Genomic DNA, 15743 nt, shown 5'->3' on the forward strand with positions numbered 1-15743 from the left:
GGGCCCGTCAGGGCCGCGGCACGTTGCGCAGGTTGGACCGGGCCATCTGCACCATGCGGCCGACACCGCCGTCCAGCACCATCTTGGAGGCTGAGAGGGCGAACCCGGTCACCATCTCCTTGCTGATCTTCGGCGGGATGGACAGCGCGTTGGGGTCGGTGACGACGTCCACGAGCGCGGGACCCTTGTGGCGGAACGCGGACCTGAGCGCCCCGGCGAGGTCCTTGGGCTTCTCCACGCGCACCCCGTGGGCTCCGCAGGCGCGGGCCACGGCGGCGAAGTCGGGGTTGGTCATGCCGGTGCCGTGCGAGGGCAGCCCGGCGACCAGCATCTCCAACTCGACCATGCTCAGGGAGGAGTTGTTGAACAGGACGACCTTCACCGGCAGGTCGTACTGGACCAGGGTCAGGAAGTCGCCCATGAGCATGCTGAACCCGCCGTCGCCCGACATCGAGACGACCTGCCGTCCCCGGTCGGTGAACTGCGCCCCGATCGCCATCGGCAGGGCGTTCGCCATCGAGCCGTGGGAGAACGAACCGATCACCCGGCGGCGGGCGTTGGGCGAGATGTAGCGGGCGGCCCAGACGTTGCACATGCCGGTGTCGACGGTGAACACCGCGTCGTCGTCGGCGATCTCGTCGAGGACGGAGGCCACGTACTCGGGGTGGATCGGTACGTGCTTGTCCACCTTGCGCGTGTACGCCTTGACCACGCCCTCCAGCGCGTCGGCGTGCTTCTTGAGCATCCGGTCGAGGAACGTGCGGTTGTCCTTGGCCCGCACGCGCGGCGTCAGACAGCGCAGCGTCTCCCGCACGTCGCCCCACACCGCGAGGTCCAGCTTGGAACGCCGGCCGAGCACCTCGGGCCGCACGTCCACCTGCACGATCCGCACGTCGTCGGGGAGGAAGGCGTTGTACGGGAAGTCGGTGCCGAGCAGGATCAGCAGGTCGCACTCGTGGGTGGCCTCGTAGGCGGCGCCGTAGCCGAGCAGCCCGCTCATGCCGACGTCGAAAGGATTGTCGTACTGGATCCATTCCTTGCCGCGCAGGGCGTGGCCGACCGGCGACTTGATCTTCTGGGCGAACTCCATGACCTCGGCGTGCGCGCCCTTGGTGCCGGCCCCGCAGAACAGGGTGACCTTCTCGGCGCCGTCGATCAGGTCGACCAGGCGGTCGATCTCCGCGTCGCCGGGCCGGACCGTCGGCCGGGAGGTGACCAGTGCCGTCTCCACGGCCCGTTCGGGGGCGGGTTCGTCGGCGATGTCGCCCGGCATGGAGACGACGCTGACGCCGGAGCGGCCGATGGCGTGCTGGATGGCGGTCTGCAGCAGCCGGGGCATCTGCTGCGGGCTGGAGATCATCTCGCTGTAGTGGCTGCACTCGCTGAACAGCCGGTCGGGGTGGGTCTCCTGGAAGAAGCTCAGGCCGATCTCGCTCGACGGGATGTGCGAGGCGAGGGCCAGCACCGGCGCCATCGAGCGGTGGGCGTCGTAGAGGCCGTTGATGAGGTGGAGGTTGCCGGGCCCGCAGGAGCCCGCGCAGGCGCCGAGCCGGCCGCTGATCTGGGCCTCGGCGCCCGCGGCGAAGGCGGCGGTCTCCTCGTGCCGGACGTGGATCCAGTCGATGGCGGGGTTGCGGCGCACGGCGTCGACGACGGGGTTGAGGCTGTCGCCGACAACGCCGTAGAGGCGCTTGACTCCCGCGCGGGTCAGGATGTCGACGAACTGTTCCGCGACGTTCTGTTTGGCCATGGCTCTCGTGTGCCCCTTCGTGTCCGGATGGACCCTCCGGTTCCCATCACCTCACACCGGGCCCTGTCACGCCTCCCACACGGCGGCCGCCGTACGGTCGTCGGCGTAACCCTTGACCCGCACCTGGGTGTCGGCGAGGAAGGCCGCCAGGCCCGGCGGCCCGGGGCGTGACCACCGGCCCGCGAGGTGGGCGCGCAGCTCCTCCTCGCCGCGCATCGGGTCGGCGAGGCCCGCGCTGCACATCAGGAGCGCGTCACCCGGCCGGGCTATGGAGGTGCGGAAACGGAAGGGTTCGCGGGGCGGCTCCGGGCGGTCGACGAGGGTGGGAGCGGGCTCGTACGGGCTCGGGGGCGCCGGGAGGCCGAGGTCCAGGGTGAGCCGGTCGCCGTCGGGTGTCCCGGCGGGCGGCGAGCCGAAGCCGACGACGGGCTCGCCCCGGACGTCGCTCACCCGGGGTTCGATGTCCTGCCACTCCCCGTCCCGCAACCGGAACAGGCCGCCGGGGCCGACGCCGAAGAAGACCCGGGTGCGGCATTCGGGGTCGCCGGTGAGCAGCAGGCAGCGCAGGCTGGCCTGGTACGCGTCCGGTTCGAGCCCCTGCTCGACGGCGTGGGCGCGGAGCCGGCCCAGGCTGCGGTCGGTCAGGCGGTTCAGTCCGGACTTGAGGTCACCGCGGCGGGCGGCCCGGATGTCGTCGACGAGGCGGGCGTGACTGCGGCCGACGGCCCGGCCGATCCACCGGCAGACCTCGTCGGCGGCCCGGTGCGCCCGGGGCGCGGCCCGCGCGCCGGTCGCCACGGCGACGAGCACCAGGGCACGCTCGCCGGTGCCGAACCGGGCGGTCAGCAGGGCGTCCCGGCGGGGCTCGCCCCGGTAGCGGGCGGAGTCGCCGCGCACCGAGGCGGCCCGCAGGGTGGAGGCGCCGTAGCGGGCGCCGTCCAGCACGGTGTCGGGGACGAGGTCGTCGAGGGCGTCGGGCTCGGCCGGCGGCAGGGCGGTGGGCTCGGCGTCGTAGGTGGGGGGCCGGGTGCCGACGTAGCCGCGGACCGGCGGGGGCGCGGGGGCGGCAGCGGGGGTGTCGGCCGGGGCGTACTCCGGCGCGTTCTCCCGGGCGTACTCCGGGAGGTCCCCGGCGCCGGTCTCCCGGGGCGGGGCGGCGGAGGCGGCACCGGGCGGGTCCTGGGGGGCCGGGGGCGCGTGGCCCGGGGCGGGGGCGGCACCCGGCGGGCCCGGGGGCGCCGGGGCGGGCGGTGCCGGGGCGGCCGGTGTCGGCGCGGAGGCGCCCGGGGGCGGGGCGGGCGGAGGGGCGCCCGCCGTGGCCGGAGGGTTCCCGGCCGGCCCGGTGGCCGCCGTGGGCGGGAAGGTGACCGGGCCCGGCGGGGCCGCCGGGGGCGGTTCCCAGGGCGCGCGGGGCGGCGCCGCGCCCCCGGAGGGCGCGGCGCCGGAGGGCGCGGGGCCGGAGGGCGCGGGGCCGGAGGGCGCGGGGCCGGGGGGCGGGGAGCCGGACGGCCGAGGGGCGGGCGGCCCGTCGGGCACCCGGCGTGGGGGCGGGACCGCGGCGGGGGGCGCGTCCCCCGCCTCCGGGCCGTCCCGCATGCCCTCCCGCACCGTGCCGGACGCCGACGCGAAGCGGTCGTCCAGCGAGTCGCGGGCGGGCGCGGGCCCGGTGTCGCCGGTGGAGTCGTCGTACAACTGCCGCCACCAGTCGTCCTCGTGACCGGTGGGCCTTCCCCCCTGCTGGCTCATGCTCCCGATTGTCCACCGCCGTGGCGGGATGAAAACGGGGCATCCGGAAAATCCCCGCCCGCCGTGCCCATCGGGAGCCGGGTCGGGTGAAGGACGGGACACATGTGCGATACGGGGAGGGTGTGGCCGGCCGCCGTGCCGGTCACGGCCGGACTGCGGCGTCCCCCGCCCTCCTGCACCCTGGACGGATGGGAGCATGGGACCTCCTGCTGGCCGGACTGGTGATCCTGTTCGGCCTGTGCGGAGTGCTGGTGCCCGGGGTCCCCGGATCGTGGCTCGTGTGGGCCGGGGTCGCCTGGTGGGCGCTGAAGGACCCGCGGCCGGTCGCGTGGTGGGTGCTCGTGGGCGCGACCGTCCTGCTCCTGCTGTCCCAGGTGGTGCGCTGGGCGCTCCCCCCGCGCCGGCTGCGCGCGCACGGCACCGACGCCCGGATGATCGCGTACGCCGGCACCGGCTCGTTCTTCGGCTTCGTGCTGGTGCCCGTGCTCGGCGCGGTCCCGGGCTTCCTCGGCGGCGTCTACCTCCACGAACGGCTGCTCCTCGGCCGGCACGGCGACGCGGTGGCGGCGGTGCGCACGGCCATGCGCTCGGGCGGTTCGAGCCTGCTGGCGGAACTGTTCACCTGCCAGCTGATCACGGCCGCCTGGATCGGCGCGGTGTTCTGGGGCTGACCGGTGCGGGGCCGCGCCCCCGCCCGGGTGCCGTCCGCCGCGCGGGGCCGCCTCACGCCGCCCGCGCGAGGGCCGCCTCCCCCGCCGCCTCCAGGTGGCGCAGGGCGTACGAGCGCCAGGGCCGCCAGCCGTCGGGCGCGCCGGCGGCGGGCGGCGCCACGTCGGGGTCGCCGAGGGCGCGCGTCCGGATCACGGCGACCGTCCGGCCGTCCAGTCCGGGCAGGGCGCGCAGGGCCGCCTCGGCGGCGTCCCGGTCGGCGCCGGGATCCAGCCGCAGGGTGCCGTCGGCGAGCGCTGCGGCCAGGGCGCCCAGGGCACCGCCCGGTTCCGCCCCGGCGAGCACGGCGGGCTCGGGGAACAGGTGGGTCAGGCTCCCGCAGGGCGCGTCCAGGGCCTTGCCGTACCGCCGGACCAGCAGGGCGGCCCGGTCGCGCCCCACCAGGGCCCGCACCGCGCACTCCTCCGGGTCGGCGGCGCCCGGCGAGCGGAGCCCGGGGCGCGCGGCGACCAGCGGGGCGAGCCGGGCGTCGGCGCCGAGCCGGGCGTCGACGGCGTAGGGGTCGGCGTCCAGGTCGAACAGGCGCCGCAGGCGCTGCACGGCGGTGGTGAGGTCCCGCGGGTCGGTGAGGTGGAGGCGGGCGTCCAGCCAGCCGCCCGGCCGGGCCCCCCGCCCGCCCGGGGCGGTGCCGGGCCGCTCCCGGACCGCGGCGATGCCCGTGCCGTACGGGAGCCGCAGGGTGCGGCGGTAGGTGCGGGCTCCGGGCGGGCCCTGGACGTCCTCGACTCCGGGGACGGCCTCGCGTTCCAGCAGGTCGAAGACGGGCCCGGCGGGGTAGGGGCCGCGGTGGGCGAGGCGCAGGGGGATGCCCGCGGGGGGCGCGGCGGTGCGGCGGGAGGTCCGGCCGCCCGCGGGGGCCGCGGCCCGCAGGGCGCTGGGGGTGGCGGCGTAGACGGCGCGGACGGTGTCGTTGAACTGCCGCACGCTGGCGAAGCCGGACGCGAAGGCGACCGACGTCACCGGCAGGTCGGTGGTCTGCAGCAGGACCCGGGCGGTGTGGGCGCGCTGGGCGCGGGCGAGGGCGACGGGGCCGGCGCCGACCTCGCCGGTGAGCTGACGCTGCACCTGGCGGGCGCTGTAGCCGAGCCGCGCGGCGAGCCCGGCGACCCCCTCGCGGTCGACCACGCCGTCGGCGATCAGCCGCATGGCGCGGCCGACCACGTCGGCCCGGACGTTCCACTCGGCGGAACCCGGCACGGCGTCCGGCCGGCACCGTCGGCAGGCCCGGAACCCGGCCCCCTGGGCGGCGGCGGCCGTCGCGAAGAACCGCACGTTGACCCGTTTGGGCGTCACCGCCGGGCAGCTGGGACGGCAGTAGATGCCGGTGGTGCGGACGGCGAAGAAGAACACCCCGTCGAACCGTCCGTCCCGGCTGCACACCGCCTGGTACCTGCTGTCGTCGTCCATCACACCGTCCAGTCTGCGCCCGCGCGACGGTCCCGGCTGGCGGAAATCGGACATCCAGGCATCCAGGGGGCCAGGGGGCCGCCGGGTGGGCGGCCGCGGTCCGCCGACCGCCCACCTGCCGGCCCTCCGGCACCTCCGGCACCTCCGGACATGCCGGAGGGCCGGCCGCGGACGCCGCCGGCGTCCGTGACCGGCCCCCGGGCGGCGCCGCGGACTACGCCCAGCGGCCCCGCTTGAACTCCATCGCCTCCCGGGCCTGCGCGTCCTGGCGCTTCCACTGCTTGCGGATCTGCGCGCGCAGCCGGGCGTCCTTCTGGGCGACCATGCGCCGGTTCTCCCGCTGCAGCTTGCGGTAGCTGTCCAGGCGGCGTTGGGGCAGGACGCCGTCCTCGATGGCCGCGAGGACGGCGCAGCCCGGCTCCCGATCGTGGGAGCAGTCCTGGAACCGGCAGCCCTCGGCGAGTTCCCCGATCTCGGAGAACACCTGGCCGACGCCGTCGGTGGCGTCCCACAGGCCGACGCCGCGCAGGCCGGGGGTGTCGATGAGGACACCCCCGCCGGGCAGCACGAGCAGGTTGCGGGTGGTCGTGGTGTGCCGGCCCTTGCCGTCGACGTCCCGGACGGTGCGCACGTCCATGACGTCCGCGCCGAGGAGCGCGTTGGCGAGGGTGGACTTGCCCGCGCCGGACTGGCCCAGCAGGACCGACGTGCCCCCGGCGGCCACCGCCGTGAGGACGTCGAGGCCGTCGCCGTGGTGGGCGCTGACGGTGATCACCGGCACGCCGGGCGCACTGGTCTCGACGTCCTGGACCAGGTGCGCGCGGGTCACCGCGTCCGGGACCAGGTCGGCCTTGGTCAGCACGACGACGGGCCGGGCGCCGGACTCCCAGGCGAGGGCGAGGAACCGTTCGACGCGGGCGAGGTCGAGCTCGGCCGCGAGCGAGACGGCGACGACGGCGTGGTCCACGTTGGCCGCGAGGATCTGCCCCTCGGACCGCTTGGAGGAGGTCGACCGCACGAAGGCGGTACGCCGCGGCAGCACGGTCCGTACGTAGCGCGGGCTGCCGTCCGGCTCGACGGCCACCCAGTCACCGGTGCACACGACCTCCAGCGGGTCGTGGGGGGTGACGAAGGCGGTGTCGGCGCGCACGGTGCCGTCGTCGGTGACCACGTCGCACTGACCGCGGTCGACCCGGATCACGCGTCCGGGCCGCAGCCCCGCGGCGGCGTGCGGGGCGAACGCCCCGGCCCACGCGTCGTCCCAGCCGTAGGGGGTCAGCGCGGAGCGGGAAGGAAGAGAGAACGAACTCAAGGGGATGGCCCTTCACAAGGAGCGGCCCCGGCGGCGCCCGGCGGGCGTGCTCGCGCACACCCGGCAGGGCGGAAGGAAGGTCGTGGGTCAGCCGGCGGCCACGGAGGTGGACTTGACGGGATGCTGAGTGCGGACGACGTCCGTGACGGTCGCAGCCATCGGTCGGCACCTCCTCGCTCGTTCCGCGCCGCGGGGCGGCGCTCCGGCACGGCGGCGCGCGGCCACCGCGTGATCTGCCGGTCAGACTAGTCGGCGGCCCTCCCGGCCCGTCAACTGCTTTTCGCTCCCCGCTCCCCGCTCCCCGCTCCCGGCTCCCGGGCTCCGGTCCCTCGTCACCGCTGACCGCCTGCCGCCCACCGCCGTCCTTCCCGCACCGGCGGGGCCGGGGCGGGGCGTCAGGCGCTCGTGCAGGGGCGGCCGTTGAGGGTGATGCCGTACGGCGGCGTGTTGGTGCCCTCCCAGGAGGCGATGAAGCCGAAGGAGATCCGGCCGTTCGCGGGGACGTCACCGTTGTAGGAGGCCGCGGTGGCGGTCACCCGGGCGCCCTTCTGGGCGTGGGTGGCGTCCCACATCTGACGGATCTGCTGCCCGTCGCGGAAGGAGAAGGCGACCCGCCAGTCCTCCAGCGCCTGCCGGGTGGTGACGGTGAGGGTGGCCTGGAAGCCGTCGGGCCACTGGTCGGCCAGGTCGTAGGCGACGCGGCAGGCGGCGGGGGCCTCGCTGCTCCCGGCGGGCGGCCGGTCCGCGGTGCCGGAGGAGGTGCCCTGCGGCTCGGGGTCGGGGTCCTCGCGTTCCGGCACCGGAGCGGTGGTCCGGTCGGCGGCCGGGCCCGGAGCGGAGGCGGCGGGCGCCGTCCCGGCCGCGGGCGCGGTGCCGGACCCGCTGCCGGACGCCGATGGCAGGGACACCCCGGGGCCGGCGGCCGGGCGGCGGGCGTCGTCGGCGCGCGCCACACTGCCGTCGCCGCCGCCGAACGGCATGAGCGAGGCGGCCAGCGCCAGCAGGGAGACCAGGACGGCGGCGGCGAGCAGGGTGTTGCGGGCGACGCGCGGACGGCCCTCGGCCGGGTCGCCCGCGGGGGCGGCGGCCGGGCCGGTGTGCCCGGTGCCGAGGCGGGCGTCGGCGGCCCGGCGGCGCCGCTCCAGGTAGGCCGGTCCGCCCCAGCCGATCACCCCGCCGGCCAGCGCACCGGGCAGGCCGCCGTCGTCCAGCCGCAGACAGGCGGCCGCCTCGGCGCACCGCACACAGGTGGCGAGGTGGCGGGAGAGGTCGTCGGGGGTGTCGGCGGAGGGCGAGCGGGTGACGGCGTCGAGGAGCCGGGCGTAGCTGCGGCACCGCGCGTCCATCGGGGAGTCGAGGTGGTTGCGGTGGCACCGGTCCCGGAACTGCCGCCGTACGTGGTCGAGTTCGTCGTGCGCGGTGCCCAAGTCGAGTCCGAGGCGGCGGGCCACCACCGGCAGCGGCAGGGCCTCCACCTCGGCGAGCCACAGCAGTTCGGCGTCGGCCGGCGGGAGATCGCGCAGCCCGCGCAGGGCGACGGGGCGTTCCAGCGGCGGGCCGGTGTAGCGGTCGGCGCGGTCGGAGTGGAGCCACAGCCGCAGGTCCGGATCGAGCCGGTGGCCCCGGCCGTCGGCCTCCCAGCGGGTCACCGCGGTGCGGACGGCCGTCAGCAGCAGCGGGATCCGGGGCAGCCGGCCCGCGCGGCGGCCGGCGCCGCGGACGGTCGCCGCCTCGGCGGCACGCAGGTCGCGTATGCCGTCCGCGAAGGCCTCGCGGGCGAGTTCGGCGCCCGCGTCCGCGCCGGCCGTGCACAGGCCGGCGTAGGAGAGCACCGCGTCCCAGCACTCGGAGAACAGGGCCGTCTCACTGACGTCCTGGGGGCTCGGCACGTCGGGCATGGGTCTCCTGCATCCACGAACGAGGTCAACTCGGCTCACGGGTGGTCGAGTTGAGGGATGCCTCGCGGCAGGCGACGACCTTTTCACGTCCGCGCTGCAACTGACAAGCGCCGTCTTCACTTCCGCCGGGCGCCGCACCCCTCGCCGGGACCCTACGCAAGGAAGGCCGGAACGTCTCGGTTCCGGCCTTCCCGAATGTCGTTCGCAGGTCTCACGACCCGGCGGCCGTCATGCCTCGACGGGCTCCTGCGCGGGCAGGCTGTCCATGAAGGAGCTCACGGAGAAGACCGCGCGGCCGGGGCCGGGCGGACCGTAGCCGGGGGGCGAGGACAGGCCGAAGTCGTCCATGGTGGCGCGGTAGGCCTCCAGCAGCCGGATGTGGTACTCCAGCGGCGCCCCCTGCGGGTTGGCCTTGCCGAGCGGGGTGGTCGGCTCCGGGCACCAGGTGGTGAAGCGGGGCGTGATGCCGTGCGACATGAAGAAGCGCAGGCCCTCGGTGGTGGACGCGATGGCCTCGTCGACGGTGGTGAAGCCGAACGGCTGGGACATCTCCACGCCCGCCACGAAGTTGGGGATGACGTTGCGCGCCCCGAAGACGTCCGCGGAGTCCAGGATGCGCCGGTGCCACTCGTCGCGGCCGACGTAGCGCTCCTTGCCCGGGCAGTACATCTTGAACAGGTACTCGTCCCACACCTCGTAGTTGGGGTGGTAGATCTGCACGCCGTAGTCCTTGAAGCGCTGCACGTCGTCCTTGGGCAGCGCCTGGGCGACGACCTTGCCGATCCAGCGGCCGGGGAAGCGCTCCTCGATGGCCTTGGCGTAGTGGCCGTAGAAGTCGGCCTCGTCGCGGCCGGCGACGGTCCTGGTGATGGCGCCGCCGGTGAGGGTGTAGGCGGTGGACGCCTTCGCCGTGTCGTACCGGTCGATGATCTCCAGCGCCTCCAGGACCTCCTCGACGTCCTTGACGCCGGTGTACGGCCGGCCGGCGGCCTTGTGCTGGCGCCAGTTGTGGTTGATGTCGCAGTACTGGCACTCCTCCTTGGCGCCGAAGTACTGGCAGACCCGGAAGACGGTCAGGTAGATCAGGTAGCCCCACTGGATGGTGGGCGCCACCTCCATGACCGACTTCCCGTTGGACAGGGTGTGCCGGTAGTACTCCGGCATCGGCGGCACCCCGACGTCGGCGATCCGCCTGCCGTCGAGGTAGAGGCCGAGCACGCCGTGCTCGTCGGCGGCCACCCGGTAGGGGGAGGCCGGGTTCACCCGCACGGACACCACGGTGCGGCGCAGGTCGTAGGGGCCGCCGGTGAGGATGATCTCCTCCGGCGGGCGCCGGAGGGCGGCCTCGCCCAGTTCCGGCAGGGTGCCGTGGTCGAAGGAGAAGATGAAGTACGACTTCGGCTTGACCTCGCCGTCCTCGTTGTCGCTGAGGGCGGAGGGGTCGAAGGCCACACCGCCCCGCAGCAGGTCCTCCTTGAAGACGGCTTCCCGCGGCACGTGCGGGAACCGCTCCATCAGATCCTCGACCAGCGCGGTCCGGCTGCCCATCCCGTGTCTCCTCCCGGCTCGGACGTACGACTCCTCACGGTATGCCCCCGCCCGGAGCCGCGCGGTGCCGGGTCCCCCCACGTGGCGCGGCCCACTCCCCGGGATACCTTCCGGCAGGGGGACCTTCCGTGTCCCCGGACGTCAGGGAGGGCAGGGCATGACCGGGAGCGTCACCAACTGGGCGGGCAACATCACCTACGCCGGCGCTGAGCTGCGGCGCCCGCGCGGCGTGGAGGAGCTGCGGGCGCTGGTGCGGGGCGGTCCCCGGGTGCGGGTGCTGGGCAGCGGGCACTCCTTCAACCGGATCGCCGACCCGGGCGAGGGCGGTCTGCTGCTGTCCCTGGACGCGATGCCCCGGCGCATCGAGGTGGACCCGGGGTCGCGCACGGTGGTGGTCGGCGGCGGGGTGCGCTACGCCGAGCTGGCCCGCGAGGTGCACGCGCGCGGCCTGGCCCTGCCGAACATGGCGTCGCTGCCGCACATCTCCGTCGCCGGGTCGGTGGCGACGGGCACGCACGGCTCCGGGGTGACGAACGGCCCCCTGGCCTCGGCGGTGCGCGAGGTGGAGCTGGTCACGGCGGCCGGTGACCTGCTGCGGATCGGCCGGCGGGACGAGCGGTTCGGCGCCGTGGTCACCTCGCTCGGCGTCCTGGGCGTCGTCACCGCCCTCACCCTGGATCTGGAACCGGCCTACGAGGTGGCGCAGCACGTCTTCACCGGACTGCCGCTCGACGTGCTCGACGCGGAGACGTTCGAGCGGGTGATGGCGTCGGCGTACAGCGTGAGCCTGTTCACCGACTGGCGCGCCCCCGGTTTCCGCCAGGTGTGGCTCAAGCACCGTACCGACCGGCCGTCGGCCCCGTTCCCGTGGGCGGAGCCGGCGACGGAGAAGATGCATCCGGTGCCGGGCATGCCCGCCGTGAACTGCACCGAGCAGTTCGGGGCGGCGGGTCCGTGGCACGAGCGGCTGCCGCACTTCCGGGCGGAGTTCACCCCGAGCAGCGGGGAGGAACTGCAGTCGGAGTACCTGATGCCGCGCGGCCACGCCGTGGGCGTGCTGCACGCGCTCGACGCGATCCGGGGGACGATCGCGCCGGTCCTGCAGACCTGCGAGGTCCGCACGGTCGCCGCCGACCGGCAGTGGCTCAGCCCCGCTCACGACCGGGACTCCGTGGCCGTCCACTTCACCTGGACCGCCGACACCGCGGCGGTGCTGCCGGTGGTGCGCCGGGTGGAGGAGGCCCTCGCGCCCTTCGCACCGCGGCCCCACTGGGGGAAGGTGTTCACCGTCCCGGGGACGGAGCTGGCGGACCGGTACCCGAGGCTGGCGGACTTCCGCGCCCTGGCCGCCGCCCTGGACGGGGCGGGGGTCTTCCGCAACGCCTTCGTGGACGGGCTGCTGGGCGGGTGAACCCCGAGGGGCCCGGGAGCCCGGCAGCCCGGGGGTCCGGGGGTACGGGTCCCCGGGCGACCGGGACTCGGACCGGCGCGGGGGCCAGGGGTCACACGGGGACGAAGGCGTGCATCTCGTCCTCCTGCCCGCCCGGCCGCACCACCCCGTAGGTGCTCTCGGGGACGGCGTTCCAGGCGCCCGGCATGTCGCCGAGGGGCTCGGAGACGATCAGGCGGGTGCCCTCGTCCACGCCCCGCAGGAACTCCAGGTCGGGGTGGAGCGAGCGCAGGGTGTCCACGCGGGTGCTGTAGAAGAGGGACCGGGACCGCCGCAGGCTGGAGTAGCGGAACGCCCACAGGCTCTCGCCGTCGGTCACCGCGACCGTCATCTGCAGCGGGTGCTTCACGCCGTGCGCGCGGCCGGTGCGCTCCACCAGGCCGGCCATCCGGGCGACGGCGGCCGGCGGGTCCTCCTCCAGGCCCAGGGTGAGCGCCAGGTAGAACATGGTCTCGGAGTCCGTGGAGCCCTCGATGTGCGGGAAGAGCTCCGGGTCCACGGCCAGCAGCAGGTCGCGCCGGACCCGGTCGAACTCCTCGATCGCGCCGTTGTGCATCCACATCCAGGGACCGTGGCGGAACGGGTGGCAGTTGGTCTGCTGCACCGCCGAACCGGTCGAGGCCCGGATGTGGGCGAAGAACAGGTGCGAGCGGACGTGGTCGGCTATCTCGCGCAGGTTCCGGTTGCTCCAGGCCGGGCCGATCTCCCGGAGCACCGCCGGAGTGCCGTTGCCCTCCCCGTACCAGCCGACGCCGAAGCCGTCGCCGTTGGTGGTCTCCACGCCCATCCGGGCGTGCAGGCTCTGGTCGATCAGCGAGTGGGCGGGCCGGTACAGGATGCTGTCGAGCAGGATCGGGGTCCCCGAGTAGGCGAGCCATCGGCACATCGCGCAGGTCCTCTCGTACGGCTTCGGGTCGCTTCGTGTCGCTTCGTGTCGCTTCGGGTCGCTTCGGGTTGCTTATGTCGCTCGGGACCCGCGGGTCCCCCGTTCCGCCGGTGCCCCGAGTACCCCCGTGGACGCGTCGGACCCGCGGGCCCCGGTCCTACGGCCGGTCCGGACGGCTCCCGCGGCCGGTCCGGACGCTCCCGCGGCCGACCGGGAGGGGGCGCAGGAGCCGTGGGGCGCGAAGCGCGCGCCCGGTCCGGCCGGGCCCCCGGTCGCCGGTGGCCGGGGGCCCGGCGGTCCGGTTACCGTCGGTCGTATGCAGCCCTCGCCCTCCCTGAACCTGGCCGACGCCCTCGCGGGCGGCACGGTGGTCCTGGACGGCGGTCTGTCCAACCAGCTCAAGGCGGCCGGGTACGACCTGGGCGACGCGCTGTGGTCGGCCCGGCTGCTGGCCGACGCCCCCGAGGCCGTCGCCGACGCGCACCTCGCGTACTTCGAGGCGGGCGCCGACGTGGCGATCACCGCCAGCTACCAGGCCACGTTCGAGGGTTTCGCCCGGCACGGCATCGACCGGCGCCGGGCCGCCGGACTGCTCGCCATGAGCGTGGAGGCGGCGCGCGACGCGGTGCAGCGCGCCCGCACCGCCCGTCCCCTGTACGTCGCCGCGTCGGTCGGCCCCTACGGCGCGATGCTCGCCGACGGTTCCGAGTACCGCGGCCGCTACGGCCTGAGCGTGGCGGAGCTGCACCGCTTCCACCGGCCCCGGATGGAGATCCTGGCGGCGTCCCGCCCGGACGTCCTCGCCCTGGAGACCGTCCCCGACATCGACGAGGCGGCGGCCCTCCTGGAGGTCCTGCCCGATCTGGGCGTGCCCGCCTGGCTGTCCTACTCCGCCGCCGGCGACCGCACCCGGGCCGGCCAGCCGCTGGAGGACGCCTTCGCGCTGGCCGCGGACGCCGACGAGGTGATCGCCGTGGGCGTCAACTGCTGCACCCCCGAGGACGCCGACCACGCCGTCGCCCTCGCCGCCCGCGTCACGGACAAGCCCGTCGTCGTCTACCCCAACAGCGGCGAGACCTGGGACGCCGCCGCCCGCGCCTGGACCGGCCACCCGACGTTCACCGCGAGCCGGGTCGCCGGCTGGCGGGAGTCCGGCGCCCGCCTGATCGGGGGCTGCTGCCGGGTGGGTCCGGAGGCCATCGCGGCCGTGGCGGCGGCGGTGGGGCGCGGCTGACGCGACACCCCCGCCGGGGTCCCCGTTCCGGTCAGGAGCGCCGCAGGATGTACCGGTCGGGCGCCTCCGCATCGCCGAACAGGTGGTGCAGACGGGGCTGTTCCTCGGTGCCGCTGAACGCGTAGGTCTCCTCCAGGCAGCTGCTGCCCCACAGCCGGAGTTCGGGTTCCGGCTGTCCGTCGCTCCGCTCCCAGGAGCCGGAGCCGCTGCACCGTTCCACCGCCCCCAGGTCGTCGGCCACCGCGGTGCCGTCCGCGCGCAGGGTCAGCGTGCCTCCCCGCTCGTCGGTCCAGGTGCCGACGAGCTGCTCCGCGGTGAGCCGCGGCGGCTCGTACGGCTCCAGCAGTCCCGTCGCGTAGGCCACCACTCCCCCGACGGCGACCGCCGCCGACAGCGCCGCTCCCGCGACGGCCACCGCCACGGCCACCGCGAGCCGGGCGCCGGTGCGGCGGACGGCGGTCGCGGCCCGCGCGCACAGGGCGGGCGGCGTCACGACGAGGAACACCACCGGGGCGACCAGCCCAAGGGCGGTGCCGTCGCCGCCGCCCAGCGCCCACACCGCCCCGGCGCCCACCCCGGTCACGGCGGCGAACGCGGCGCAGACGGCCAGGCACCGCATCGCCGTGTCGTCCCGCCCCGCCCCCCGGGCCCACCGGCGCGAGAGCCACACGAGCGGCAGGACGACCGCCGAGCCGACGGCTCCGACCAGCCCGGCAGCGCCCACGAGGATCAGGGCCCCGAGGATCCATCCGAGGGGCGCCCCCATGTCGGCGAAGTAGAACTCCTCCTCCCGGAGGAACGCGATCACGAAGACGACCAGGGCGAGCACGCACTCCGCCACCAGCGCCACGGCCCCCGTCAGCCACGCGGCGGTCCACCCCCCTCCGCCGACGCGTCCCGCTCCCCCCGAAGCCGTGTTCGCTGCTCCCCCCGGAGCCGTGCTGTGCACCGGCATGGCCGACTGCGGCATTCCCGCCCCCTCGTGTCGTCCACGTCATCATGCACCTGCCCAGCCCCCGGGTATCACGTGGGCCCCCGGTCCCGGTGCGCCCTGCGCGGTTCGCCGGGCGGTCCACCCGCCGGCCGGTCTCCCGGCGCCGGCCGCCGGCCCGCCCGGGCGCCCGTCCCCCGCGGGTGGCGCGCGTGGCGATGAGTTCGGGGGCGCCCGGCGGTCATAGGGTCGGACCCGGAACCGAGGAGGATTCCCGATGCGCGACGTGACCTACTCCATGAACGTCTCCCTGGACGGCTACATCGCCGGACCGGACGGCGGCTTCGACTGGTCGGAGCCGGACGACGAGGTCTTCCGCTTCTGGATCGACGACATCCGCAACGTCGGCGTCCACCTGCTGGGCCGGCGCCTCTACGAGACGATGCTGTACTGGGAGACCGCCGCCGAGGATCCGTCGCTCGACGCCGCACAGCGCGAGTGGACCTCCCTGTGGAACCCGCTCCCGAAGGTGGTGTTCTCCACCACGCTGTCCGATGTGCGCGGCCAGGCGCGCCTGGCGACCGGCACCGTCGCGGAGGAGATCGAACGGCTGCGGTCCGAACCGGGCGAGGGGGAGATCGCGATCGGCGGCGCGACACTCGCCGCGGAGGCCGCCGCGGCGGGTCTGATCGACGAGTACCGGGTCATGCTGTATCGGTGCTGGTCGGCGGCGGCCTCCCGTTCTTCGCCCGGGACGAGCGCAGGGTGGATCTCGACCTGGTCGAGACCCGCACCTTCGGCTCGAGGTTCGTGTTCCTGCGCTACCGCGCGAGGCGTCAGGGGCGGTGACGG

11 protein-coding genes and 1 pseudogene are annotated in these 15743 nt (G+C 75.4%); 4 read left to right on the top strand and 8 right to left on the bottom strand.

Annotation, left to right across the window (positions count from 1 at the left end):
• Nucleotides 1-7: 7 nt before the first annotated feature.
• Both ACSU53_RS05660 and ACSU53_RS05665 read right to left on the bottom strand, forming a co-directional pair.
• Nucleotides 8-1750 carry a pyruvate dehydrogenase gene (locus ACSU53_RS05660; RefSeq protein WP_437025187.1) on the bottom strand — a complete coding sequence of 581 codons (1743 nt, stop codon included), beginning with the start codon at nt 1748-1750 and terminating at the stop codon, nt 8-10.
• A 66-nt stretch (nt 1751-1816) separates the two neighbouring features.
• A complete protein-coding gene (locus ACSU53_RS05665; protein WP_437025189.1) occupies nt 1817-3496 on the bottom strand; it encodes a protein phosphatase 2C domain-containing protein in 1680 nt (559 codons plus the stop codon).
• Between the two features lie 188 nt (nt 3497-3684).
• Here ACSU53_RS05665 and ACSU53_RS05670 point away from each other — a divergent pair, with 188 nt between their 5' ends.
• Nucleotides 3685-4167, top strand: coding sequence for a DUF456 domain-containing protein (locus ACSU53_RS05670; protein WP_437025191.1), 483 nt, complete (start codon nt 3685-3687; stop codon nt 4165-4167).
• Nucleotides 4168-4219: 52 nt separating this feature from the next.
• Here ACSU53_RS05670 and ACSU53_RS05675 read toward each other — a convergent pair whose 3' ends face one another.
• From ACSU53_RS05675 to ACSU53_RS05690, 4 genes are all read right to left on the bottom strand, one after another.
• Nucleotides 4220-5632 carry a bifunctional transcriptional activator/DNA repair enzyme AdaA gene (locus ACSU53_RS05675; RefSeq protein ID WP_437025194.1) on the bottom strand — a complete coding sequence of 471 codons (1413 nt, stop codon included), beginning with the start codon at nt 5630-5632 and terminating at the stop codon, nt 4220-4222.
• A 214-nt stretch (nt 5633-5846) separates the two neighbouring features.
• Complete coding sequence (gene rsgA / locus ACSU53_RS05680) at nt 5847-6944, bottom strand: ribosome small subunit-dependent GTPase A (RefSeq protein WP_437025196.1); 1098 nt, start codon at nt 6942-6944, stop codon at nt 5847-5849.
• A gap of 395 nt (nt 6945-7339) precedes the next feature.
• Nucleotides 7340-8842 (bottom strand): cellulose binding domain-containing protein, encoded by a 1503-nt coding sequence (locus tag ACSU53_RS05685; RefSeq protein WP_437025198.1) that lies wholly within the window; start codon nt 8840-8842, stop codon nt 7340-7342.
• Nucleotides 8843-9070: 228 nt separating this feature from the next.
• Entirely contained in the window at nt 9071-10390 is a 1320-nt protein-coding gene (locus ACSU53_RS05690) for a radical SAM protein (RefSeq protein WP_437025200.1), read from the bottom strand.
• A gap of 157 nt (nt 10391-10547) precedes the next feature.
• Between ACSU53_RS05690 and ACSU53_RS05695 the strand changes: the two genes are divergently transcribed.
• Nucleotides 10548-11801 carry an FAD-binding protein gene (locus ACSU53_RS05695; RefSeq protein WP_437025202.1) on the top strand — a complete coding sequence of 418 codons (1254 nt, stop codon included), beginning with the start codon at nt 10548-10550 and terminating at the stop codon, nt 11799-11801.
• Nucleotides 11802-11892: 91 nt separating this feature from the next.
• Here the strand turns inward: ACSU53_RS05695 and ACSU53_RS05700 are convergent, their stop codons facing one another.
• Nucleotides 11893-12726 carry a class II glutamine amidotransferase gene (locus ACSU53_RS05700; RefSeq protein ID WP_437025204.1) on the bottom strand — a complete coding sequence of 278 codons (834 nt, stop codon included), beginning with the start codon at nt 12724-12726 and terminating at the stop codon, nt 11893-11895.
• A gap of 316 nt (nt 12727-13042) precedes the next feature.
• On the opposite strand from ACSU53_RS05700, the gene mmuM reads away from it, so the two are divergent.
• On the top strand, nt 13043-13960 hold the full coding sequence (mmuM, locus tag ACSU53_RS05705) for a homocysteine S-methyltransferase (RefSeq protein WP_437025206.1): 918 nt from the start codon (nt 13043-13045) through the stop codon (nt 13958-13960).
• A 31-nt stretch (nt 13961-13991) separates the two neighbouring features.
• Here mmuM and ACSU53_RS05710 read toward each other — a convergent pair whose 3' ends face one another.
• Nucleotides 13992-14810: a hypothetical protein gene (locus ACSU53_RS05710; RefSeq protein ID WP_437025208.1), complete on the bottom strand. Its 819-nt coding sequence runs from the start codon at nt 14808-14810 to the stop codon at nt 13992-13994.
• A gap of 358 nt (nt 14811-15168) precedes the next feature.
• Between ACSU53_RS05710 and ACSU53_RS05715 the strand changes: the two are divergent.
• Nucleotides 15169-15740, top strand: a pseudogene (locus ACSU53_RS05715) (dihydrofolate reductase family protein).
• The last annotated feature ends 3 nt before the right edge of the window (nt 15741-15743 follow it).

This window comes from Streptomyces sp. enrichment culture, assembly GCF_964273255.1.
GTDB lineage: Bacteria > Actinomycetota > Actinomycetes > Streptomycetales > Streptomycetaceae > Streptomyces.